Below are 24328 nucleotides of genomic sequence, written 5' to 3'. Positions count from 1 at the left end.
AGGTTCTTATTTGCCCTATGACTTCTAAAATTTCGCTTCAGGTTGCGATCGTGGTGCCGCTGGTGATTCAGATGGTGGGGGCGGTGGGGGCAGTGGGATATTTTTCGTTTCGCAATGGGCAGCGGGCGATCGATGATTTGGCGCATCAGTTGATGGATAACGTCAGCGATCGCATTACTCAACAACTGACTCACCATTTGGAAACGCCACGGGTGATTAATCAGTTAAACACGGACACGATCGCGCTGGGGCAAGCCGATCCGCAAAATGTCAGCAGTCTGACTCGATCGTTTTGGAAACAACGGTTTTTGTTTGACTCGATGAGTGTCTCGGCCCTGTATTTTGGCAGCGCCCAAGGCGATTTTGTGGGATTAGGATTTCAGTCGAACGGCAATTGGGAAGTGGGACGATCGGATCGCTCTACAAATCGTCGATTTCAAAGCTATGCGATCGATGCTGATGGCAATCCTACAACGCTGCTGGCGACCAAGAAGCCCTACGACCCGCGCCAGCGCCCCTGGTATCAAGCCGCAGTCAACGCAAAACAGCCGATCTGGAGTCCGATTTATCTTGATTTTGCAGAACAACGACCCAAAATTACGCTGGCTCAACCGCTGTATAAATCAGGCAAACTGCGCGGCGTGATTGGCACTGACTTTGTGTTGTCGCACGTGGGCGAGTTTCTCAAGCGACTGGAAGTAGGGCGAACGGGCAAAACCTTTGTGATAGAACGATCTGGCGCATTGGTGGCGAGTTCGGCTGATCGTCAAACGCTGCTGGATGGGCAAAAAAAACGACTGGCTGCTTCTGAAAGTGACGATCGCTTGATTCGATCGACGGCTCAACATTTGCAACAACAATTTGGCACCGTAGCGGACATTGACAGCAGTCAACAACTCAGTTTTCGGCTTGATGATCAGCGTCAATTGGTGAAGGTTGCTCCGTTTGCCGATCGCTTTGGCTTAAATTGGCTGATTGTCGTCGTCGTGCCGGAGTCTGATTTTATGGCAACCATCAACGCCAATACTCAGAAAACGCTCTGGCTCTGTTTGATTGCGTTGGGCATTGCGATCGGGTTGGGAATTTTGGCGGCGCGATCGCTGACTCGTCCCATTCTCAGACTGGTTGCGTCGAGCCAAAAAATTGCTCAGGGTGAATTTGACAAACCGATCAAAATTGGCGGCATTCAAGAACTCAACGTGCTGGCCAATTCTTTTAACCATATGAGCGGTGAGATTCAACAATCTCGGCTACGGCTAGAAGACTACGCCCGATCGCTCGAACAGAAAGTCTACGATCGCACACAAGCCTTAGAAAAAGAAGTCCAGGAACGCCAGCAAGCTGAGGAAATCGCTAACCAGTCCAATGCTGAAATGCAGGCGTTGTTTAAGGCGATGGATCAATTGATTTTTGTGTACGATCGCCACGGCCGCCATCTCAAAATTCCCTCAACGGGTCGCAAAACGCTGATGTATCGTCCATCAGGAACTCGGCTGGGCAAGATGCTGCATGAGATCTTTCCGTCTGAGATTGCCGATCGCTTTTCGGGCTACATTCTGCAAACCCTGGAGACACAAACGACGCTGGATGTCGAGTACAAACTGACCATCAACGGGCAAGAAATTTGGTCAGATGCCAGCATTTCTCCCATCGACGAAAACTCTGTCGTCTGGGTGGCGCGCAATGTCACCGATCGCAAACAAGCCGAACAAGAACTCAAACAGGCGAAACTGGCCGCCGATGCCGCGAGTCGAGCCAAAAGCGAATTTTTGGCCAACATGAGTCACGAACTGCGATCGCCCCTCAACGCCATTTTAGGATTTGCCCAACTGATGCAGCGCAGTACTCGATCGCCCGACGAGCTAGAAAATCTAGACATCATCACCCGCAGCGGCGAACATTTGTTGGCGTTAATCAACAGCGTCCTCGACCTCTCCAAAATCGAAGCCGGACAAACCACCCTCACCCCCACCGACTTTGATCTCGACTACTTTTTAGATGATCTGAGCGCCATGTTTCATCTGCGAGCCGTGCAAAAAAATCTGCGGATGGTCGTCGATCGTGCCCCCAACACTCCCCGCTTTCTCCGAGCTGACCAAACCAAACTCCGCCAAATCCTCATCAACCTCCTCAGCAACGCCATCAAATTCACCACCCACGGCACCATCACCCTACAAGTCAAACCCCATCCCTCATCCCTCATCCCTCATCCCTCATCCCTCACTCCTCACGCCTCACTCTCCTTCGAGGTCAAAGACACCGGGGCGGGCATTCCTCCTAACGAACTCGACACCATCTTTCAGTCCTTTGTCCAGACCGAAATTGGCAAAGCGGCGAGAGAAGGCACCGGATTAGGACTGTCTATTAGCCAAAAATTTGTGCAACTGATGGGCGGCGAGATCACCGTACAGTCTAAGGTCGGAAAGGGCACCTGCTTTGCGTTTCACATTCCTGTCTCTGTGGTGGAAGCGGCCCAAGTCAAATCACAACAGCCGCCGCAGCGAGTAGTCGCCCTTCAAGCTAATCAACCGTTGTACCGAATTCTGGTGGTAGATGATGCAGTGATCAATCGTCGGCTATTGGTCAAGCTGCTAGTTCCCCTGGGGTTTGAGGTCAGAGAAGCCAGCGATGGACAAGCCGTGATCGCCCTCTCTCACCAATGGGAACCACACCTGATCTGGATGGATATGCGAATGCCAATTTTAGACGGCTATGAAGCCACCAGACAGATCAAATCAACCACCAAAGGACAAGCGATTGCCATCATTGCACTCACGGCCAGCGTTTTAGAAGAAGAGCGATCGGTGATCCTTTCGGCGGGATGTGATGATTTCGTTCGCAAACCCTTTCGAGAATCTGACATCTTCGCCATCATGCAAAAACATCTCGGTGTGGAATATATCTATGCAGATGCCGTTTCTGATCAAGTTGATCATTCCAGACAAGAAGTGTTAACGATCGAGTGTTTTAGCCTACTTCCGCCAGAATGGGTTTTGAATCTCAAACAAGCTTTGTTAAACGTTGACTTAGAGTTAGCTGCAAGAACGATCGACCAGATCAAAACGCAGAATCCTGACTTAGCGCTCGCGATTCAAGCTTGCATTGACCGATTTGATTATGAGCAGGTATTGGAGGTGATCTCATGACTGATTCTCTTCCCAATCTTTTGGTCGTTGATGACACCCCTGATAACCTGCGTCTCTTAGTCGGACTGTTGACTCAGCAAGGGTATAAAGTGCGTCCTGTCACCAGTGGAAAGCTAGCTCTGACGGCGGCTCAAGGGTTTCCGCCTGATCTAATTTTGCTCGACATCAATATGCCCGACATGGACGGATACGAAGTGTGTCAGCGATTAAAGCAGAGCGATCGAACTCGTGAGATTCCGGTTATTTTTTTGAGTGCGTTGACGGATGTATTTGATAAAGTCAAAGCCTTCTCGGTGGGTGGAGTTGATTACATCACAAAGCCGTTTCAAGTCGAAGAAGTGATCGCAAGAATTCGCACTCATTTGGCACTGCGATCGCTCCAGTCTAACCTACAACAAAAAAATCAAGACTTAGCAGAAACACTAGAAGAATTACGGTCTACACAGGCCCAGTTAATTCAGTCCGAAAAGATGGCCGCTTTGGGTCAATTGGTTGCGGGCGTTGCTCACGAATTAAACACGCCTTTGGGAGCGATTCGATCGTCAGCCGACAATATGACCCATGTTCTCAAACAAGATCTACCAGAACTGCCACAATTTCTGCAAACCCTTTGCCCAAAGCGACAGCAAGACTTTTTTGATCTGATTGCCCAATCGTCAGAAGTCAACGCTCCCCTATCGACGCGAGAAAAACGTCAATGTAAGCGATCGCTGATCGAGCAACTACAAACTCACAATATTGACAACGCTGACGTGATTGCTGACACACTGACTGACATGGGACTTTACACCCCGCTACCTAGATTTCTAGAACTGCTACAAGACGCTCACAGCCCAGAAATTTTGAATGTTGCCGATCGACTGACCTGTCTACAAAGAAGCATTCGCACTCTGGTAAGTGCTAGCGATCGAGCCGCCAAAGTGGTGATTGCGCTCAAAAGTTACGCTCATCAGCAGTCACAAAGTTATCTTGTCGAAGCAGACATTCTTGAAGGCATCGAAACCGCTCTGACGCTCTATCACAGCCAAATCAAAACTGGAGTTGAGGTGATTCGTCACTATGCCGATTTGCCGCCAATTCTCTGTTACCCCGATGAACTCAACCAAGTCTGGACGAATTTGATTCAAAATGCGCTGCAAGCGATGAACTATCGAGGAACGCTGGTGATATCGGTTGGCATGTACGATCGTGAACTCAAAGTAAGCATCTGCGACAACGGGCCGGGGATTCCTTTGGACATACAAAGCAGACTATTTGAACCCTTTTTTACCACCAAACCGAGAGGCGAAGGCAACGGACTGGGATTAAGTATTGTCAAAAAGATTATCGAAAAACACGAAGGAACGTTAGAAGTAGACAGCCATCCGGGTCAGACAATTTTTACGGTATCCATACCGATTCGAGGAGAGGCTTCTGTTTAATATGTATCAAGATTTGCCGCGATCGGTGCGTTTGTGGGGAATGGCTTGTCACTTGTCAGCGATCGTTTGTGCCCCGTGTAATTGTGTGTTGATTCCTTTCGTCAGTTTGATTGTGCCTTATCTAGTCTGGATTGGCGGTCGTGACCAGCATCCTTTTGTCGATGATCAAGGGAGAGAGTCGCTCAACTTTCAGATTTCAATGGCTATCTATGCAATTTCTATTGGCATTCTATTCATTTTTCTATTCCTGATGACCTGCGGAATCATGTTTAGTTTGCCAAGTTCTGGTAATTCTATGGGGATTGTTTTTAACTGGTTATTTGTGGGGCTTGTCTCTATAGTCGCGCTGTTTGGATTCTTTCAAATCGCTGTGATTATTCTGGCTGCGGTCAAAGCTTATAATGGTCAGTCTTATCGATATCCGTTTACGCTGGGATTTTTGCACTAAGACGTTGGACATTGGACAAAGACCGAAGACTTTAAATGCTGCTCCGTCTCTTGTCTAAAGTCTCCTGTCTAAAGTCCCCTGATATTAAACCCCAACCTCAAGCTTTTTTCCTATGGTTTTTTCTTCACAGCCCCAGATTGGTGTAGCGATCGTGGGTACGGGCTTCGGTCAAAAAGTTCATATTCCCGGCTTTCAAGAACATCCGCGCACAGAAATTGTCGCTGTCTATCATCGCGATTTGCAGAAAGCTCAAGAGATTGCCAAAACTCACAATATTCCTCACGCCTGCACGACTGTAGAAGAAATCGTCTCCCTGCCAAATGTCCACGCTGTCAGCATTTCAACGCCGCCGTTCTTACACTTTGAGATGGCCAAAACAGTGCTGAATGCTAGAAAACATTTGCTTTTAGAAAAACCCACAGCCCTCTGCGTTTCAGAAGCCAAACAGCTACAAACTCTGGCTCTCCAGCAAGGCGTTGTGACCACGATGAACTTTGAGTTTCGCTTTATCCCCGCGTGGCAAAGATTTGCCGAATTGCTGGCAGAAAACTACGTCGGGCAAAAACGCTTGATCAAAATTGACTGGCTCGTATCGAGTCGAGCCGATGCTTCCCGTCCGTGGAATTGGTACGCCCGCAAAGAGCAAGGCGGCGGTGCCCTGGGCGCGATCGGTTCCCATGCGTTCGATTACATTAACTGGCTGTTTGGCTCCGTCGATCGTCTGTCCGCCCGCTTACACGTCACCGTTCCCCAACGCCCCGATCCGCAAACTGGTGTCTTAAAACCCGTCGATGCCGATGACGTAGGCACCATCATGCTCGAACTGGCCGATAGCACGCCCTGCCAGTTTTGTCTAAGTGCCGCCACCTATCAAGGACGGGGCCACTGGGTCGAAGTCTACGGCGATCGAGGCACTCTAATTCTCGGCAGCGACAACCCAAAAGACTACGTTCACGGCTTCAAACTTTGGGGCAGTCAAACGGGCGAAGCCTTGTCAGAATTAGAAATTCCCAAACGGCTGGCTTTTTCCCAAGTTTACGCAGACGGCAGAATTGCCCCCTTCATTCGAGTCGTCGATCAGTTTGTACGAGGCATCGATCGCCACGAATCCCTCTCCCCCTCTCTACAAGAAGGCATCGCCTCACAGCAACTCATGGATCTGTGCCACGAATCCAACGAAACCGGAACTTGGGTGAATGTACCCGATCGCTAACTTTCACAGAAGACAGAAGCGTTAAGCTGACGTCAGTTCGATGAACGCTTCGCTTTTAGATCCAGGAACGCCCCCTAAATCCCCCACGAGTGAGGGACTTTGAACCAGAATTCCTCTCTTAAAGTCCCCCAAATTGGGGGGTTGGGGGGCAGAAGCCGTGAACAACGAAGCGGAAAACCTCTCATCGAATTCACGTTAAGCTGCATTCCCGCCTGAAGTCTAGAATCCACACCTCATCCCCTGCAATGCCCGACCTGATTTACAAATATCCCCCTCTCTACCCTGGCATCTTGCTCAAACGCTACAAGCGATTTTTTGCCGACATTGAGTTAGCTTCGGGCGAAGTGATTACCGCCCACTGTCCCAATACCGGCCCAATGACGGGTGTGTGTATTCCTGGTAACCCCGTCCAAGTGTCTCGCAGCGACAACCCCACTCGAAAACTGGCTTATACCTGGGAAACGATCGCCGTCAGCGACAATGGCTCCCCCGTCTGGACAGGCATCAACACCGCCCTCCCCAATCGAGTCATCAAACTGGCGCTAGAGAAATATTTGTTTCCTGAATTGGGAAAGTACAGCACGATCGCCTCCGAAGTCCCCTACGGTCAAGAAAAAAGCCGCATCGATTTCAGGCTCACAGGCGGCGAATTAGAGCGCCCTCTCTACCTCGAAGTCAAAAACACGACCTGGACAAACCAGACGATCGCTGCGAGAGATTTGCAAGGAGTCGCCCTCTTTCCAGACACCGTGACCACCCGTGGACAAAAACACCTGCGCGAACTGGCTGCCCTGCTACCTCAACACCGAGCCGTGATGCTCTACTTTATCAATCGAGGCGACTGTGACCAATTTTCGCCCGGAGACACAGCCGATCCGCTGTATGGTCAATTATTGCGCGAAGCGATCGCCCTCGGTTTAGAAGTGCTGCCCTGTCGATTTGAGGTAACTACTGAGGGACTTAGCTACCTGGGATTGGCGAAGCTCGTGGTTTAGACGGAGAAAGCGATCGTTCTTAACCGTTCTTATATGAAGATTCTGCAAAGCAACCGTGTTCTAACGAGCATTGAGGGAATGTTGAGTCAGGAAAATTTCCGGCTCACACAGTACTTTTGTGCTTAAATGAGCCTTAGCATTTGTCCAAAGAAATTCTGTCGTTCACAACTCCTACTTCTTGTGCATTTACAGAAATTCACCTATTTTCTCCTGAAAAATCTATGTCGAGGAGTGAAGGAATGAATCACCTCAAATCGTTGCGGACTCTGGCTAGCTCTACCTTTGCAAAGCGACTGCTCATCATCACACTCGGTATTGCAACCGCGATTACAGTTAGCTTAAGTCAGACTGTCGCAGCCGTAGAGCCAGGATCAACCGAGATCGCAACGGGCACTTGGCAAGGGGCTTCCTTCCCAGTCGAAAACTTTCAGGGCTACACCTCTCCTTTTGGCTATCGTCAATCACCCGATGGCTACTACAATCAGGAATTTCACCGAGGGCTGGATATGGCGGCTCCCGAAGGCAGCTACATTCGCAGTTGGTGGACGGGTCGAGTTGTTGAAGTGTCTGATAATTCCGCTTGTGGCACGTCTATCGTGATCGAGTCGGGCAACTGGGAACACGTCTACTGTCACATGCAAGGTCACGTCGAGAAAGATGGAAACGGGCAATATTTGAGCGATCGCTCCGGTGGTCTGCAAATCTACGAAGGTCAAGCCATCCCCGCAGGTGCCCGAATTGGTCGCGTCGGCATGACAGGTCGCACAACGGGCCCACACCTTCACTGGGGTCTCAAGTATTCCAGACAATGGGTTGACCCTGCCTTGGTGCTGAGAGCCATGTACGCAGAACAATCAGGTGGACGATCGGTGTCTAGTAGACCTGCCAACTAGAGAAACAGAATGTTTAGGGTGTTCATTGGGTAGTTAATTCGGGTTAGTCAATTCGATGAAGCTTTTTCCGCTGTGATGTTTTGCCCTTGTCCCTCAGTGATAGGAAATTGAGGGGCGGGTTGGATTGATAACCGCAGCGCAAGATTTCACTGAATTCACATTAGACTAAATAATCTCAATAATAAAAATTCCTCCGTGTCTACCCTAAATCTTGGGCTACGGAGGAACTTTTTCTGAATTTAGCTTTAGTACTGCTCCCTTAAGAGTCTTTAGCAATGGCAACAGAATCTTTGACTCCAGACATCGCTGGCTGTGGAGTTTCGCGGTAGTCTGCCACAATCTTGAGAAACTCTTCACCGTCGATCGTCTCTTGTTCTAGCAGCAGATCGACTAAGCGATCGACCAGAGGACGATTTTCTCTGATAATGCGGCGGGCTTCGGCATGACAGCGGACGGCGATTTCGCGCACCTGGTGATCGATCTGAACGGCGACATCTTCAGAATATTCATTGCGTGGGGTAAAGCCGCGACCCAAAAAGACTTCGTTGTTACCACCGCCTTCGAGGGCGACTAATCCCAGGTCAGACATACCGTAACGAGTCACCATTTCTCGCGCTAAGTCTGCAATGTAGCGCAAATCACCGCTGGCTCCAACCGTCACCTCTGACTCGCCAAACACTTCTTCTTCGGCGGCCCGACCTCCCATCGCGATCGTCAGCCGATCCAGCATCCACGCCCGACTATAAAGCCCACTATCAATCATGTCTTCGTCGATCGCAGGTTGAGCAAAGCCGCCAATCCCCCCAGAGCGAGGAATGATGGTGACTTTGTTGAGTCCAGAAGTTTTGAGAACAGTCATCAGTAAGGCGTGACCAACTTCGTGGTAGGCAATCAGGCGCTTTTTCTTGCTGTCGAGCAGCGGCGTTAGGGTCAGACCAATGGTGAGACGGTCGATCGCGTCATCAATTTCGAGCGGAGTGACGGCATCTTTGCGGCGACGGGCCGTGAGAATGGCCGCTTCGTTGAGCAGGTTGGCAAGCTCGGCCCCCGAAAAGCCAGGAGTCCGACGGGCTACGGCTTCTAGAGAAACTTCGGGAGCCAGTTTTTTGTTGCGAGCGTGGACTTCTAAAATTCGCAACCGACCCTTGAAGCTGGGCAGATCGACCGTGACTTGACGATCGAAGCGTCCCGGACGCAACAAGGCAGAATCTAACACATCAGGTCGGTTGGTCGCAGCAATGATAATGATTCCTGTATTGCCCTCAAAGCCATCCATCTCAGTCAGCAACTGGTTGAGGGTTTGTTCTCGCTCGTCGTTACCGCCGCCAATTCCGGTGCCGCGCTGCCGTCCTACTGCGTCGATTTCATCAATAAAGATGATGCAGGGAGCGTTTTCTTTGGCTTTTTTGAACAAGTCACGGACGCGAGAAGCTCCGACACCGACAAACATTTCCACAAATTCAGATCCAGAGATCGAGAAGAAAGGCACGCCAGCCTCACCCGCGATCGCTTTTGCCAGCAGTGTTTTCCCCGTTCCAGGCGGCCCAATCAGCAAAACACCCTTGGGAATCCGCGCACCGACAGCCGTAAAGCGTTCTGGCTTTTTGAGAAAGGTGACGACTTCTTGCAGTTCTTCTTTCGCTTCCTCAATGCCCGCCACGTCATCAAACATCACGCCTGTTTTGGCTTCCATCTGAAACCGAGCGCGAGACTTGCCAAAACTCATCGCTTGCCCTGGTCCACCGGGCGCATTGGTAGACCGTCGCAAAATCAGCAACAGCCCCGCAATCAACAGCACAAACAACAGCAGGTTGGCGACCAGCCCCATGACGACACTATTATCTGCCGTGGGCTGAGAATCAAAGCTCACCTTGTTTGCCTTGAGCCGTTCAATCAATTCAGGGTTGCGATCGAGCAGCGGCACTTCGATCATTGGCTCATTTTTCTTTTGTTTGTCTAGCTGAACTCTGGCGACCCGTTGCGCTTCGTCTAGTTCGACCTTGGTCACTTCTCCAGCGTCAATTTTTTGTAGCAGTTGGCTATAGGTCAGCGACTCCCGGTTTTGAGCGATCGCCGGATTGCCGATGATGCTCTGTGCCACAATAAAGCCAATCATCACCATGCGCGTGACGGATGAGCTTCTCCGAAGAGGATTCCGACTTGTCACTGCCTTAGTCCGACCTTTCATCATTTCCACTTGCCTTTTGTCTGCTGGAATGCTCTACCAAGTCTAGCTTAACGTTTCTAGTGAGGAGTGAGGCGTGAGGCGTGAGGCGTGAAATGAAGTCACGACTTTTCTTAGATGTAATCAGTTTGTATATTTGACGATCAGTAGACAGTTTCGTTGTCCCTGACGATCGTAGGTGACGCGATCGGCGAGTCGTCGGAGGAGAAACCAGCCGTAGCCGCCTTCTCTGAGGGTGCCGGGTTCGGGTTCTTCGAGGTGGGTAGGGTCAAAGGGTTGTCCCCAGTCCCAGATGCGAATTTCGGTGCGATCGTCGTGTTGGGCGACTTCGATTTCGATCGACGTTTCGGAAGACAGCCCACAATGAGCATGACGAACCGCATTCGTGAATCCTTCGGCAAGGGCCAGATTCAACCGATAAAGCTGACTATCACGCCAGGTCAATTGAGAATTATGCTGGTGCCAAAACTGCTCAAACCACCTCTGCACATGATTGAGGACGGTGAGGTCACTGTTAACCGTTAGATGGTCTTGGTAAGACATGCTCAAACTCAATCAAGAATTGTCAAGTAAAGTCATCAAGAACAAAACGGCTGGTTCCTATCTGATAGGTTTTTGCAGAGAGAAACCAGAGATCTATAGCCAAAATTGCAGGAATTCCTAAGTTTGAATCAGGTCAGAAACATTACGGCTGATAGGTCTGACGCTGCAATTCTAGCAAGTCTTGAATCCCCTTCTCAGCGAAGTTCATAATTTGATCTAACTGCGTCCGACTAAAGCTCCCCGACTCGGCGGTGCCTTGCACTTCGATCACGTTAAGCGACTCGTTCATCACCACATTGCAATCCACTTCGGCTGTCACATCTTCGGTGTAGTCCAGGTCAAGAAACGGTTCCCCTTCGAGTAAGCCAACCGAAACGGCAGCCACTTGATGAATAATCGGCGATCGCTCCAGTTCTCCCTGTTTGAGTAGCTGGTCGATCGCGTCTTGCAGAGCAACAAATCCGCCTGTAATGGCAGTTGTGCGCGTCCCGGCATCGGCTTGCAGCACATCGGCATCGATCGTTAGGGTACGTTCTCCTAGGGCTTCCATATCCAAGGTTGAACGCAAACTTCGCCCAATCAAGCGCTGAATTTCTTGAGTCCGACCAGACAGTTTGAGAAACTCTCGTTCCTGACGTTCGGGCGTGGCACCGGGCAACATCCGATATTCTGCTGTCAACCAACCCTGACCTTTGCCCACCAAAAATCGCGGCACCTTGGGCTGAATCGTCACCGTACACAGCACTTGAGTTTCTCCACACTTTGCCAACACTGACCCCGCCGCAAACTTGGTAAACCTGCGCTCAAACAAAACGGGACGCAGTTGATCGGGTCGTCGGCCATCAGGACGCTGCCATGTCATAGAGAAGCCTCAAAAAGTCAGATCTGGAAGAAGATCGAACCTTTATTTCACCCTTTGCCCTTCCCCCTTCGCGTCATCTCCCTATTTTCTTCAGAATTTCTCTGCGATCGCCATTGGTCTTTAGAATAAGTAAAGTGCCGTAAGTAGTGGGAGAAACGCCATGACTGCCTCTTTTGCGTCGGATCAAACCGTCGAGCTGGCTCCGAGCTACAACATTCCGATCGTGCTGGTGTTGGCGGCGATTGCGATTGTGTGGGTTCAGGTCTGGGTGGCGCTGGCGATCGGACTGTTTGGGCTGTTTTTGATGATTCAGGCGGTGACGCTGCGCCTAAAATTTACGCCGACGGATCTCGACATCTTTAGAGGTGATAAGCTGATTCGTCGATTCCCTTATCGAGATTGGCAAAATTGGGAAATTTTTTGGTCTCCCGTCCCGATTCTCTTCTACTTCAAAGAAGTCAACAGTATCCACTTTCTGCCGATTATTTTTGATCCCAAAACCCTTCGCCCTGTTTTAGAGCAACGATTTCCTAAAAATTCTGTTTCCTGACTTTCCCTACTCCCTGGTCTGCTATGAATTCCGATGAGTTTCCGCCCCAAATGCCAGACGATCAAGATTCTGCGATCTCTTCGAGTTACCCGCAAGGGGTCGACGCTGCCGAAAATTTACAGCCTTTGCCTGATTTGGGATTGGTGAGCAAGCCAGCCGAGCCAGACGTTTCTCAGGAGACCAAGGCACTTCAAACGGCTGAGTTAGAAAGAGAAATTGCGGCGCTGCGATCGACCCGTGACCAACTGCAAGCCCAAATCTCAGAGGCACAGTCTGTTTTGAGCAAGCTGGTTAAAGATGGGCTGAGTGATCTAGAACGCCGTCGCCAAACGTTGCAGGTCTCGGTCGAGCAGCTAGAACGCCGTCAAGAACGGATTCGCAACGAGATGCGGACGACGTTTGCTGGCTCATCTCAAGAAATCGCCATTCGCGTCCAGAGCTTCAAAGACTATCTGGTAGGCAGTTTACAGGATCTTGCCTTAGCCGCAGAACAGTTAGAATTGCAGATTCCAGAAGCACCCGAACAAGTCGTTCCAGCAGTTGAGAAGAAGGGCGATCTCTTCGAGATACCCGCAAGGAGTCGCTTCGAGATACCCGCAGGAGATCGTGCCTCAACGCCCAAATTTGCCGACCAGAGTTTTCAAGATCAGACGCAAAAGATTCGCAGTTTGATCGATCAGTTTCGCAATCAGCCCGACTACTATGGCCCCGTCTGGAAGCTACGCCGCACCTTTGAGCCGATTCACGCCGAGCGAGTGTCTAACTGGTTTTTGACTCAGGGTGGTCGAGGAGCCGTTCGGACAATGGGTTCGCGGCTACAAAACATTCTGGTGGCTTCAGCAGCGATTTCTATTTTGTACAACCTCTATGGCGATCGCCTTCGTACCTTAATTCTCGCCAACTCTCCAGAGCGATTGGGCGAATGGCGACGCGGGCTACAAGATTGTCTCGGTGTGTCGCGCAGTGATTTTGGCAGCGATCGCGGCCTCACCCTGTTTGAGACTCCCGAACCGTTGGCACTGAAAGCCGATCGCTTAGTCAAAGACGGCCTGCTGCCCTTGATCGTGATCGATGAAACCGAAGAACTGATCAGTCTCGCAATGCTGCAATTTCCGATGTGGATCGCCTTTGCGCCCAACCCTCAACAGATGCAACAGACCTATCTCTATTGACCCTATGCTTCCCTGGTACATCAACAACGGACTGCTGCTCATTCTCGCTTATTTGCTGGGTTCGACTCCGACAGGCTACTGGGTCGGGCGAGTCGTCAAAGGCATTGATATTCGGCAAGAAGGATCAGGGTCAACGGGGGCGACAAATGTTTTGCGAACTGTGGGAAAACTTCCGGCAGCCTTTGTTTTACTGGTCGATATTGGCAAGGGAGTGCTGGCGATCGCCGCCGTTCACTTTGCCTTCACGCACCTCCCCGGATGGCTGTACTACACCAAGATCGTCGATGTAAATTTCGCCAACTGGCAGCCCTGGATCGTGACGCTGGCGGGACTAATGGCCCTTTTGGGTCACAGCAAATCGGTGTGGCTCAACTTCACAGGTGGCAAGTCAGTCGCAACGAGTTTGGGCGTGTTGTTGGCAATGGATTGGCGAGTTGGGTTGAGTACGCTGGGCGTGTTTGCGTTGAGTTTGGCAATCACTCGAATTGTGTCGATAAGCTCGATCGCAGGTGCCCTGGCGGTTATGGTGATGATGGTTGTATTGGGTCAGCCGTTAGCTTATGGGTTGTTTGCGATCGCGGGTGGCTCCTATGTAATCTGGCGACATCGCACCAACATTCAACGCCTGTTAGCCGGGACAGAACCTCGATTAGGAGAAAAGATTGCTCAACCCGCAGAAGGGGACGTAGGACTAGAGAATTAGGGTGAGCGATCGGGTGAATTCCATCTGCGCTCTTCAAAGTAATGCTGTAATGGTCACTAGACCATTATTAACATCCTAAATTTTCAGTTCGTAGCCGCTTATTGCATGGAGGAATTATTTCTTAGGTGAGACTACGCTAATTCCTAATTTCTTAGTGCTTTGATCTACAAAGTAGTCATGATTGAAAGAATAAATATACAAAGCATTCTCTCTCGGCATCTGCGGAAATAAGCCATTGAGATTTTTTATCACTTTGATCTCTGTGATCCATTTTATGAATGTAAGCAATATTAGGCAAGACGAAAACCTAGTTGAGCCGCAACCGCAGGCGGTTGCGGCTCACTTACGAAGAGTGCAAATTCGGTTGTCGGTTCCAACGCTAGTTAGATCGTAGCGTCACGAAAATTTTAGCATATAGTACAAGTGAACTAAATGGCGCTGTCGGTCTAAAAACTCCCTATCCAAAAATAAATCTCCTTTATTCTGGTGTCACTGAAGTATTTTACCTACCCTTCAGTGTCCTCCGCCTGTTCGTTCTCTAGCAAGATTCCAAATTCACCAAGGGGTACTGAGTTTTTTTACATTCCAGTAGATAAGCTCGAATCCTTATTCCGGCGGTAACTGGTCACAAGGTTCTGGCTCAACGTCAGGCACTTTTGCTAAAACTGCATCATACTTTGCTCGGCTACCTCGTTGTGACAATTCCTCTAAATCGCGATCGATTGATGCAGCAATCTTCTCTGCAACTGTTGTTGAGATGAATTGATCAATAGAAATACCATCCCGTTCTGCAAGCTCTTGCAAACTCTTATAGAGAGAGTCGCTCCCGAAAAGGCGATCGCTCCCCTCTCTACCCACCGACCAACACTTCTAACTCAGCTTTTTCTGCGGCTTGAATGGCATCCAATCCTTGCCAAACTTGATTGAGAAGGGTGTCTAAATTGGCGCGGGTGACGGCTGAGATCGTAAAAACTGTAGCTTGGGTCAACTGTTGAAATTCAGTGAGGAGTGCCTGCAAGTCTTCGTCGTCTACTGCGTCAATTTTGTTGAGGGCGAGAATTTGAGGGCGATCGCTTAATCCTCGTCCGTAGGCTTTGAGTTCTTGTTGGATAGTTTGGTAGTCGGCGATCGCCGTTTCAGAAGTCGCGTCTACTAAATGCAACAGCAACCGAGTTCGCTCAATGTGTCGCAAAAAGTCGTGACCCAAACCTGCGCCCGTGTGCGCCCCTTCAATCAGTCCAGGAATGTCCGCAAATACCGTTCCGTCTCCCGTGGGCTTTCTGACGACACCCAGATTGGGAACCAGCGTCGTGAAGGGATAATCAGCAATTTTGGGACGAGCCGCAGACAGCGCAGAAATGAGCGTCGATTTTCCGGCGTTGGGCAAGCCAATAATGCCAACTTCTGCCAGCAGTTTTAACTCTAGTCTCAAGAAGCGATTTTCGCCGGGCTGTCCTGGGAAGGCATTTTCGGGGGCGCGGTTGCGGTTGCTCAAAAAACAATGATTGCCCAATCCGCCTCGTCCCCCTTGCGCGATTAGCAGCGTTTCGCCTGGGTTGGTCAAGTCACCGATGATACGATCGCATTCGGCATCATAAATCACGGTGCCACAGGGAACTTCAATCATCAAATCATCGCCCGATGCGCCTGTTTTATTGTTGCTGCCGCCCCGCTGACCATTTTCTGCCTTAAACAAACGGCTATAGCGGAAGTCCAGTAGGGTTTGCAGGTTTGCTTCCGCCTTAAAAATGATGGAGCCGCCTCGTCCACCGTTGCCACCCGACGGGCCACCCGCAGGCACATACTTTTCGCGACGAAAGGCGACAATCCCATCACCTCCATCCCCCGCCTGCACTTGAATTTCTGCCTGATCGATAAATTGCATGACCGCTCTCAATCCCTTTATTTTGATCTTAGCCTGAGCCGCTGGTCAGTTGAACTCAGACAAATTCAGGGAAGACCCATTATAAGTCAATTAAAGAGATTCTTGGGAGGGACGCAGTTCGTACAGAATGCTATTTTGAGCCGAAGGTCATTTCCATTTGGGTTTCGGTGCCGATCGTCATCGGTTGAGTCGATCGCGGATTGGTGGTTTGCATCTGGGCATTTGAGGTGAGCGAAATACTCGAATCGGTGGGCAGAAGGCGATCGAGCCGAAGCATTGTCTGTCCTTGTCCAGTGGAATTGAGAGATTTGAGCGTCATCTCTACGCCTTTGGGCATTCCAGGAGTCATGAGCTTTTGAGGATTTGCCTGCTGCACCAGGGTAACTTTTAGGGTTGCCACGCCATCTTTTAGACTGACTAGCTCATAGTTTGCGGTCTGGTTGACAGCAACTCCATTTAGAGTCATGGGCATTGCGACTCGCCATTGGGCACCCACTCCTACCGCCACATCCGGCAAGGGGGAAGAAAATTGATCGAGCGACTGAGACATCTGCTCCAACATTTGGCGAGTTCTGCTATCAATCCCCGGCGGAATTACGAAATTGCCTGACTTTGTTTGACCGCGATCGTTAACCACAAATGAGCCACTCAGCCCAACCATCCGCTTCATCTGTTCGCGCAGTTGCTTGATCACCGCAGGCGGCAGAGAGGCGTTGTCCATCAGATCGACATCGGTGTAGCGAAAGCTGTAGTGAATGTCGCCATTGGCATCAACTTTTGTCACCACAGTTTCCATCTTCATCACAGTCGAGGGGAGCTTTGAAGGAATGGAGTTGCCGCCAAACGACATCTTCATGTCCATGTTGAGCGTCATAGTTGCCGTTTCTTTTTGGTTGACGATCGGCTTAAATCGCAAGGGTTGCTGAGGCTGTGCCCCCGGAGTCAACAATTCTATTTTGGGCGGGGTAACGGTAGGCTTCGCAGCTTGGGCGATCGTATTCGGTTTAGCCGACACCGCAGGAATGAAGGGCTTTGCGCCAAGCCCGATCGTCAACATCAGCAAGGAACCCACAACGACTGTTTTTTTCATAAAAGGATGAGAAATTAAGTGATTCCAGACTCCCGACTTTGGGAATGGATGGTTTTCATTTTACGGATTGACCCACCACAGGAGCAGAAACAATTCCTTGTGCCTCCAATTCGGAAGCTACCCGCAAAATCAAAGCTTCGTTGTAGGGAGCCGCCACAATCTGCACACCCAACGGTAACTGACCCGATCGCTGAATCGGCACCGAAATGATCGGCAACCCAATAAAAGAAAGCGGTTGAGTAAACATCCCCAAATTGGGACGGGTAAGCACTTTGACGTGATCTAATTCAATGTGTTCCTGTCCGATCAGCGGAGCCGCACAAGGAGTTGTGGGAGCCAGAATAACATCCACATCTTGAAAGAGTTCACGCACGCGATCGCGATACCAACTGCGAAATCGTTGAGCTTGCTGATACCAGGTGCCGGGGACGAGACAGCCGGCCAAAAAGCGATCGCGCGTTGCTTCGTCAAAGTCTTGAGGGCGGCTTTTTAGATCAGCAAAGTGTAAATTTGCCCCTTCACAGGAGGTAATCACAAACGCCGCAGATCTAGCCCGATGTGCTTCTGGAATCGTCACCCGTCGAGTTACGCCCAACGCCTGCGCCACTTTTTCGACGGCGGCAAACACTTCAGGCTGGGCACCTCTGGCAAAATAATCGTCCGCAACGGCAATTCTCAATCCGTCTGTTCCCTTCGCCAACTCCGGGGCGCACAAGTCAGGAGGACGCTTTGTGCAAACTGGATCGCTGGGATCTTCTCCTTGCAGCAAATCAAAAACCGTGGCGATATCACGAACCGATCGCGCAAACGGCCCCAAATGATCAAAGCTGCTAGAAAACAGATACGCGCCCGATCGAGACAGTCGTCCATAAGTTGGCTTCAGACCAAAAATCCCGCACAGAGCAGACGGCACGCGAATCGAGCCATTGGTATCTGATCCCAGGGTAATCGGCACCAAACCAGAAGCGATCGCAGCCGCCGATCCCCCCGAAGATCCGCCCGTCATCCGTTCTAAGTTATGAGGATTGTGAGCCGGGCCATAGTGAGAATTTTCGGTAGTGAACCCGTAGGCGTACTCATCCATATTCAAGCCACCGATCAGAATGGCTCCCGCTTGCTTGAGTCGCGCCACCAAAGCGGCATCTTGAGACGCAGGCGGTCTTTCGGCATTAATCTTAGAACCTGCCAGCGTCGTCACTCCAGCAATGTCAAACAAATCCTTGACCGCAAATGGCACACCCGCCAGGATGCCTGGATCTTTTCCATCGGCGATCGCTTCATCCACCCGTTCTGCCTCTTGCAAAGCCGACTCCGCCAAAACCTTGGTGAAACAGTTGTAAAGTTTGTCAAGATTGGCAATGCGAGCCAGCGCTTCAGATACGATCGTTTTTGCAGACACTTGTCGCGATCGTACCAATTCAGAAATTTGAGTTGCGTCCAGATTGGCGTAATTCATGGCTCAAACACCGGAGCAGCTTCCACCGTTTCGGGAAGAGGAAACTCCATCACCAGTTGAGCGATCGTTTGAATTCGTTCAAAGTTGGCGATTACACCCGGTCGATAGTCTGGATTAAGGGGCAAACCGACCACGGCTGCCATCAGATCGACATATTCTGCCGAGTTTATCTTGTCTGTCATAACCGTTTCATCACACCACAAACATTAGGCTTGCCATTCGTCTTAATCGTGCTGTAAGTCGCGTTCTATATAAGCTCGCCAGCCACCCCATTGAGTGATTTCTTGCTCACCCTCACAAAGAAAGGGTTCGCCCAACACTCCCAGAACCTCCTCCCCATCAGATAACTTGACCTTGCCAATACACAGTCCAGGCGGCTCTGAGATTAGCAGCGTACTCAGTCCACCGACAGGAACCGCCCACACCTCAACCGCAACAGACACGCCTTCCTGAGACACTTTTAGCATTGCGGGATGACGATCGCCGATCGACCAGATTCGATAGGCTGCTTCAGTCGAAGTTTCTCGCACAAAGGCTGCCCCAATTGAGTGCAGGTTTTGGTTGAGTTCTAGCCCTCTCATCAGAGTACCGTTGACTGCCAGATAGACTGTGTTTTCCATCGCACCTTGCAGAAGTAGCTTTCAAAAACAAACTGTAAAAACAAAGAAAGACGCTGCTGCCAACGTCTCTACTTAAAAATCTACTTAAAAAACTAAAATTTCTTGATTGAACAAATTTCTTGATTGAACTACGGAGACTGCTTGAGGTAATTTACCAGGGCATGTAAGCCTAAACGGTAACTTTCGGCACCAAATCCGCTGATCTGACCGATCGCAACAGGAGCAATGTAGGAATGATGACGGAAGGCTTCACGCTTATAAATGTTGCTGAGATGAACCTCAACCGTAGGAAGGTTGACGGCGGCGATCGCATCCCTCAGCCCAATACTCGTGTGCGTGTAGGCACCTGCATTGATCAAGAGACCCTGATGCTGACCGATCGCTTCATGAATCGCATCAATCAAAACGCCTTCGTGGTTCGATTGCAGCACTAGAATGGTCGCTTGCAGGGCTTGAGACTCGCGATCAAGCATTTGATTAATTTGCTCCAGCGTGACTGACCCATAAATTCCTGGCTCTCGTTTGCCCAGAAGATTTAAGTTCGGCCCGTGGAGAACCAAAATATTGTGCAACTGATCTGTCAGAACGGAATATTACCGACGACGCTGGGGATCGTTTACAGGAATCGGGATTGGTTCCATTTCTGGCTGAACTTCTGGCCCTAGCAGCGCTTCAATCAGTCTGCGGGTCATTTCCTTTAACTTTTCCAGCACCTTTTCAATGTAATCCATTGAACTGACAGCTCCTTCGATATCGCTTGGACTTCTTCAGGATTGCCCAAGCTTGACTCAGACAATACTAATACTTTACAGAAATCTAACTAGATCTTAACAGGGGAAAACCGGAAAGCCAAGGGTCATCCCTGTAAATTTTCCGATGCCTACTTCAATCATAACGAATGATCCCCAGAGATCAAGAAGGATCCCTCTCAGGTAAAGGTTCTGTTAACAATTTGCGGCGTAGTTGGTCGAGAGCAGTACAGGCGCTCACTTGTCTTACCCAGTCGCGTCCTCGTGCGCCAAAGCGGTAGGCAAAACTCGTGACTTCGGTTTCGGGGCCGGCCAATCCGATGTAGACCAATCCGACGGGTTTGGTCTCGGTGCCACCATCGGGGCCCGCAATGCCTGTGATGCTAAGTCCCCAGGTGGTATTGAGGCGTGATCGTACCCCTACGGCCATTTGTTCAGCGACCTGATTACTGACGGCTCCAAATTCTGACAGCACCTTGGGATCAACTCCCAACAGGGTTTCTTTAACCGAATTGTCGTAAGAAATAATGCCGCCCCAAAAATAGCTAGAGCTTCCTGAAACGCTTGTCAGCATTTGTCCCAAGCCTCCCCCAGTGCAGGATTCAGCGACGCTAAGAGTCGTTTGGGTGATTTTGAGCAGGTCACCGACGACAGAAGCCAGTGACTCTTGATTAGTGCCGTAGCAGTCCAGTCCGCCGATTTGTAATAGCTGCTGTTCGACGGGTTCGATGATTTGACGAGCGGCTTCTGATGAGGCCGCCCTAGCAGAAACTCGCAGCTTTACTTCTCCAAAATTGGCGTAGGGCGCAACGGTAGGATTGTCTAGCTCAAAGAAGTCAGCGACCTTTTCGGCTAGAGATGATTCGGAGATGCCCCAAAATTTCAGCAGGCGACTGACAATGATTTCCCGCCCCCAGCCCTGAGTTTTGAGAAAGGGAACCGCCGTTTGTTGCCACATTTCCCGCATCTCAACGGGCACTCCCGGAAAGGTCAATAGGGTTAGCTGTGACTCGTCGCGGGTATCTCGAAGACGCACCTGCCAAATCATTCCCGGCGCACTTCCTACTGGGTTGGGCAAAACCTCAGCCCCTTGAGGAAGTAGGGCCTGCTTGCGGTTGTTGTCAGTCATCTCACGCCCGCGTTCTGCAAACTTTTGTTGAATGTCTGCAACGATTTCGGGTCTTTCGACCAGAGGCGTATCAAAAAAACTGGCGATCGTTTCTGTCGTCAAATCATCCGGCGTTGGCCCCAATCCTCCTGTAAAAATCAGAATCTGGGCGCGATCGCTGGCGATCGAAATGGCTTGTTTGAGGCGATCGACGTTATCCCCTACCACGGTCTGATAGTAGTGAGGAATGCCCAACTCAGCCAACTCCTGCGCCAAAAACTGAGCATTCGAGTTGAGAATATCCCCCAGCAGTAGCTCAGTCCCGACACTGATAATTTCTGCACTCATAAGTAAACAGGGATGAAGGATGAGGGATGAAAGGGCCTTGCCGCTTGAGTTACGTTCTAACGTCTAACAGAGTAAATCGGAGATCTATCGACAGCTTTTTGAAGCATAGATTAGAAAAGCACTTCTCGATACAACACCAAGAATTCCTTTTCCTCCCTCCTCCCTCCTCCCTCATCCCTCCTCGCGAAGCGGATTACCCCCCAAGGGGGAACAGATCATCGAAGTTCTTCCGCCCCTCACCTCGCGGTTCGCCAAACTTGCCAACTCGTGAGACTGAGCAAAACGGTTGCGCCCAGGGCGTAGGTCAAGCCGCTCGGCATTCCTGAAACTGCCAGGGCCAGCGTGCCGACCCATAGCGTTAACGAATAGATAAACAGAACCGCTAACCGATGAGAAAGCCCTGCTTTAAGTAGACGGTGATGCAGGTGACGCTTGTCAGCAACAAAGGGAGACTTGCCGCGACGAAGACGATCGAGAATCACCGCAGACATATCCAAAATCGGCACCGCCAAAATCACATAGGGCAACAAGACCGCAACCGTGGTGACACTTTTCACCAGTCCAATAATGCCAACGCCCGCCAGCGTGAAGCCAATGAAATAGGCCCCGCCATCCCCCATAAAGATTTGGGCTGGATTGAAGTTGTAGCGCAAAAATCCTAAGCATCCGCCCGCGAGGGCAGCAGCAATCAGCGCAGCAGCAGGCTGTTGCATAAACAGGCAAGTGACCAGCATCACAACCGCCGCAATGCCCGAAACTCCGGCCGCTAACCCATCTAGCCCATCGATCCAATTCATTGCGTTAGCCATTCCGACTAGCCAAATGACGGTAATCGGTAGACTAATCCAATCCGCTAAAGGGAACAGCCCCTCAACCGGGTTCGTCAAAAACTCAATCTGCACCCCGGCTTTCCAGGCGAGACTGGCGACGATCGCTTGCAAAATTAACCGAGTCTTAGGTGACAAATTAAATAGATCGTCTGCGAGTCCGATTAAGAAAAACGCAAGTCCGCCGATCGTCACTCCCCAAACTTCATATTCCTTGCCAGGAGGAAGAACGCCGAAGCCTCCTGTCCACCAGACGACGAGCAAAGCAGCCACCACACCAAAAAAAATCGAAACTCCCCCCAGGCGTACCATTGGGCGCTGATGAACCTTACGACCGTTTGGCAAGTCAACTCGTCCGCTTTGAAGGCCGATTTTTTTAACGATCGGGGTCATCCAGAGGACAACCAGCACAGAAACGAGGAACGCGAGGAGGTGATACAACTGAAAGGGCATCTGAAATCGCAGTAAGGATGGACAGTAGTTGTCAGGCAGAGTCTACTACATTTCAGATGATACTCAGCAAAGAATTATTAAGCGCAATCAATTTGGAAGATTTGTCAAGGATTTCTATTGATAGTGAGTGATGAGTGCCATTGACTAATGTAGAAGCGGTCTGCCTAAAACAAAGGGCACCGATTGATGCCCTTACCTTCTCCTAGAGTGAAACTGGATCTCCGGAGGATCTAACGTGCGATCGCACAATGCCGAATTGACCGTTCTAAACCATCGCCGGGACGGGAATGGCTAAATGTGGATAGAGCGGGAAGCGATCGCACAAAGCAGCGACTCGTTGCCGACAGGTCTGAGCCACTGAATCGTCTTCGGGAGACAGGAGGCGATCGGCGATGATGTTGGCAATTTCGGTAAACTCGATCGGGCCCATTCCTCTAGTCGTCATCGCAGGAGAGCCGAGGCGCAACCCACTTGTGACAAACGGCGATTCGGGATCAAAGGGAACCGTGTTTTTGTTGGCAGTAATATTCACACCACTTACCAACTGATCTGCGATTTTGCCCGTCATGGCGATCGATCGTAAATCAACCAGCATCAGGTGATTGTCTGTACCGCCAGAGACAATCTTGAATTGACGATTTTGAAGCTGAGTCGCCATTGCCTTCGCATTCTCGATCACCTGACCGGAGTAGGTTTTGAATTCGGGCTTGAGCGCTTCCCCAAAGGCAACCGCTTTTCCAGCAATCACATGCTCTAGCGGGCCGCCTTGAGAGCCAGGAAAGACTGCTTTATCAAGCTGTTTGCCCAGTTCAGCATCGCGAGTCAGAATCAAACCGCCTCTCGGCCCACGTAGAGTTTTGTGAGTCGTCGTCGTGACCACATCACAGAAGGGAATCGGATTGGGATGATGTCCGGTGGCGACCAGTCCAGCAATATGGGCGATGTCTGCCAGCAGGTAAGCCCCGATCTCGTCAGCGATTTCTCTAAACTTGTCAAACTGAATAATTCTGGGATAAGCAGAATAGCCACAAATCAGCAGTTTGGGACGATGCTTGAGCGCCAGATCGCGAATCTGATCGTAATCCAACGCTTCTGTTTCTTGACTCACGCCATAGTGCTGCACGTTGAACCATTTGCCCGACACATTTACGGGAGACCCATGCGTCAGGTGTCCGCCGTGGGACAAGTCCATGCCCATGATCGTGTCACCCGGCTTCAAGAGCGAGAGAAAGACAGCAAAGTTGGCCTGCGCTCCAGAGTGGGGTTGAACGTTAGCGTGAGCAGCTCCAAACAGTTGTTTTGCCCGATCGATAGCCAGTTGTTCGACGCGATCGACAAATTCACAGCCGCCGTAATAGCGCTTTGTGGGCAAGCCTTCGGCGTATTTGTTGGTCAATACCGACCCTTGAGCAGCCATCACCGCCGCCGATGTGAAATTTTCGCTGGCAATCAGTTCGAGGTGATCGCGTTGACGTTGTAGCTCATGCTGGATCATCTCCGCAATGGCTGGGTCAGCTTTCGCCAAAAAGTCTGAGTTAGTCTGAGTCACAGAGCAAAGTCCTAAATGATATGAGTTTGTTGTACAGCGACAGTAGAAGGTCTGCTTCCTGAGTGATCGATTGTAGCGTCGATCGTCAATGACTTGAAATAGCAAAGCGTTA

At 50.5% G+C, this 24328-nt stretch carries 23 protein-coding genes; 9 read left to right on the top strand and 14 right to left on the bottom strand.

The window, feature by feature from the left end:
- The first annotated feature begins 17 nt into the window (after nucleotides 1–17).
- The 6 genes from ACKFKH_RS11875 to ACKFKH_RS11850 all read left to right on the top strand — a co-directional run bounded on the left by ACKFKH_RS11875 (nucleotide 18) and on the right by ACKFKH_RS11850 (nucleotide 8116).
- On the top strand, nucleotides 18–3146 hold the full coding sequence (locus ACKFKH_RS11875; protein ID WP_446858501.1) for an ATP-binding protein: 3129 nt from the start codon (nucleotides 18–20) through the stop codon (nucleotides 3144–3146).
- Nucleotides 3143–4567, top strand: a complete 1425-nt coding sequence (locus ACKFKH_RS11870) for a response regulator (RefSeq protein WP_446858500.1) — start codon at nucleotides 3143–3145, stop codon at nucleotides 4565–4567. Before ACKFKH_RS11875 ends, ACKFKH_RS11870 begins: the two co-directional genes overlap by 4 nt.
- A 1-nt stretch (nucleotide 4568) precedes the next feature.
- The gene (locus ACKFKH_RS11865) at nucleotides 4569–5015 is read left to right on the top strand and encodes a DUF4870 domain-containing protein (RefSeq protein ID WP_446858499.1); all 447 of its coding nucleotides are present in this window, start codon (nucleotides 4569–4571) and stop codon (nucleotides 5013–5015) included.
- Between the two features lie 112 nt (nucleotides 5016–5127).
- Nucleotides 5128–6228 carry a Gfo/Idh/MocA family protein gene (locus tag ACKFKH_RS11860; protein ID WP_446858498.1) on the top strand — a complete coding sequence of 367 codons (1101 nt, stop codon included), beginning with the start codon at nucleotides 5128–5130 and terminating at the stop codon, nucleotides 6226–6228.
- Between the two features lie 245 nt (nucleotides 6229–6473).
- Entirely contained in the window at nucleotides 6474–7223 is a 750-nt protein-coding gene (sfsA, locus tag ACKFKH_RS11855) for a DNA/RNA nuclease SfsA (protein WP_446858497.1), read from the top strand.
- A gap of 239 nt (nucleotides 7224–7462) precedes the next feature.
- Nucleotides 7463–8116: a M23 family metallopeptidase gene (locus ACKFKH_RS11850; protein ID WP_446858496.1), complete on the top strand. Its 654-nt coding sequence runs from the start codon at nucleotides 7463–7465 to the stop codon at nucleotides 8114–8116.
- A 259-nt stretch (nucleotides 8117–8375) separates the two neighbouring features.
- Here the strand turns inward: ACKFKH_RS11850 and ftsH are convergent, their stop codons facing one another.
- The 3 genes from ftsH to rph form a co-directional block, all read right to left on the bottom strand.
- Nucleotides 8376–10238: an ATP-dependent zinc metalloprotease FtsH gene (gene ftsH, locus ACKFKH_RS11845; protein WP_446858535.1), complete on the bottom strand. Its 1863-nt coding sequence runs from the start codon at nucleotides 10236–10238 to the stop codon at nucleotides 8376–8378.
- Between the two features lie 186 nt (nucleotides 10239–10424).
- A complete protein-coding gene (locus tag ACKFKH_RS11840) occupies nucleotides 10425–10844 on the bottom strand; it encodes an ATP-binding protein (protein WP_446858495.1) in 420 nt (139 codons plus the stop codon).
- Between the two features lie 142 nt (nucleotides 10845–10986).
- Entirely contained in the window at nucleotides 10987–11706 is a 720-nt protein-coding gene (rph, locus tag ACKFKH_RS11835; protein WP_446858494.1) for a ribonuclease PH, read from the bottom strand.
- 160 nt (nucleotides 11707–11866) lie between these two features.
- On the opposite strand from rph, the gene ACKFKH_RS11830 reads away from it, so the two are divergent.
- Genes ACKFKH_RS11830 through plsY form a run of 3 tightly spaced genes read left to right on the top strand, consistent with a single transcriptional unit; the run spans nucleotide 11867 to nucleotide 14131 of the window.
- Nucleotides 11867–12256, top strand: a complete 390-nt coding sequence (locus tag ACKFKH_RS11830; protein ID WP_446858493.1) for a DUF3119 family protein — start codon at nucleotides 11867–11869, stop codon at nucleotides 12254–12256.
- A 23-nt stretch (nucleotides 12257–12279) separates the two neighbouring features.
- Nucleotides 12280–13428 (top strand): DUF3086 domain-containing protein, encoded by a 1149-nt coding sequence (locus ACKFKH_RS11825; protein ID WP_446858492.1) that lies wholly within the window; start codon nucleotides 12280–12282, stop codon nucleotides 13426–13428.
- A gap of 4 nt (nucleotides 13429–13432) precedes the next feature.
- Nucleotides 13433–14131 carry a glycerol-3-phosphate 1-O-acyltransferase PlsY gene (plsY, locus tag ACKFKH_RS11820; RefSeq protein ID WP_446858491.1) on the top strand — a complete coding sequence of 233 codons (699 nt, stop codon included), beginning with the start codon at nucleotides 13433–13435 and terminating at the stop codon, nucleotides 14129–14131.
- A gap of 606 nt (nucleotides 14132–14737) precedes the next feature.
- Here the strand turns inward: plsY and ACKFKH_RS11815 are convergent.
- From ACKFKH_RS11815 to glyA, 11 genes are all read right to left on the bottom strand, one after another.
- Nucleotides 14738–14935, bottom strand: coding sequence for a hypothetical protein (locus tag ACKFKH_RS11815; RefSeq protein WP_446858490.1), 198 nt, complete (start codon nucleotides 14933–14935; stop codon nucleotides 14738–14740).
- Nucleotides 14936–14981: 46 nt separating this feature from the next.
- On the bottom strand, nucleotides 14982–16016 hold the full coding sequence (obgE, locus tag ACKFKH_RS11810; RefSeq protein WP_446858489.1) for a GTPase ObgE: 1035 nt from the start codon (nucleotides 16014–16016) through the stop codon (nucleotides 14982–14984).
- 130 nt (nucleotides 16017–16146) lie between these two features.
- Entirely contained in the window at nucleotides 16147–17106 is a 960-nt protein-coding gene (locus tag ACKFKH_RS11805) for a DUF6263 family protein (RefSeq protein ID WP_446858488.1), read from the bottom strand.
- A gap of 55 nt (nucleotides 17107–17161) precedes the next feature.
- On the bottom strand, nucleotides 17162–18562 hold the full coding sequence (locus ACKFKH_RS11800) for an AtzE family amidohydrolase (RefSeq protein WP_446858487.1): 1401 nt from the start codon (nucleotides 18560–18562) through the stop codon (nucleotides 17162–17164).
- Complete coding sequence (locus ACKFKH_RS11795; RefSeq protein WP_446858486.1) at nucleotides 18559–18744, bottom strand: DUF4089 domain-containing protein; 186 nt, start codon at nucleotides 18742–18744, stop codon at nucleotides 18559–18561. The genes ACKFKH_RS11800 and ACKFKH_RS11795 overlap by 4 nt, the downstream gene beginning before the upstream one ends.
- Before the next feature lie 42 nt (nucleotides 18745–18786).
- Nucleotides 18787–19182, bottom strand: a complete 396-nt coding sequence (locus ACKFKH_RS11790) for an allophanate hydrolase-related protein (RefSeq protein ID WP_446858485.1) — start codon at nucleotides 19180–19182, stop codon at nucleotides 18787–18789.
- 128 nt (nucleotides 19183–19310) lie between these two features.
- A complete protein-coding gene (gene aroQ, locus ACKFKH_RS11785; protein WP_446858484.1) occupies nucleotides 19311–19754 on the bottom strand; it encodes a type II 3-dehydroquinate dehydratase in 444 nt (147 codons plus the stop codon).
- Nucleotides 19755–19775: 21 nt separating this feature from the next.
- The gene (locus tag ACKFKH_RS11780; protein ID WP_446858483.1) at nucleotides 19776–19913 is read right to left on the bottom strand and encodes a hypothetical protein; all 138 of its coding nucleotides are present in this window, start codon (nucleotides 19911–19913) and stop codon (nucleotides 19776–19778) included.
- Between the two features lie 181 nt (nucleotides 19914–20094).
- Nucleotides 20095–21387, bottom strand: a complete 1293-nt coding sequence (locus tag ACKFKH_RS11775; protein ID WP_446858482.1) for a competence/damage-inducible protein A — start codon at nucleotides 21385–21387, stop codon at nucleotides 20095–20097.
- 236 nt (nucleotides 21388–21623) lie between these two features.
- On the bottom strand, nucleotides 21624–22667 hold the full coding sequence (locus tag ACKFKH_RS11770) for a glycosyltransferase family 4 protein (RefSeq protein WP_446858481.1): 1044 nt from the start codon (nucleotides 22665–22667) through the stop codon (nucleotides 21624–21626).
- Between the two features lie 265 nt (nucleotides 22668–22932).
- Nucleotides 22933–24216 (bottom strand): serine hydroxymethyltransferase, encoded by a 1284-nt coding sequence (gene glyA / locus ACKFKH_RS11765; protein WP_446858480.1) that lies wholly within the window; start codon nucleotides 24214–24216, stop codon nucleotides 22933–22935.
- Between the last annotated feature and the right edge of the window lie 112 nt (nucleotides 24217–24328).

It is taken from the genome of Phormidesmis sp. 146-20 (assembly GCF_052939475.1).
Note: the sequence above shows the minus strand (reverse complement) of the source record. Positions and strands in the feature narration are given on the sequence as shown.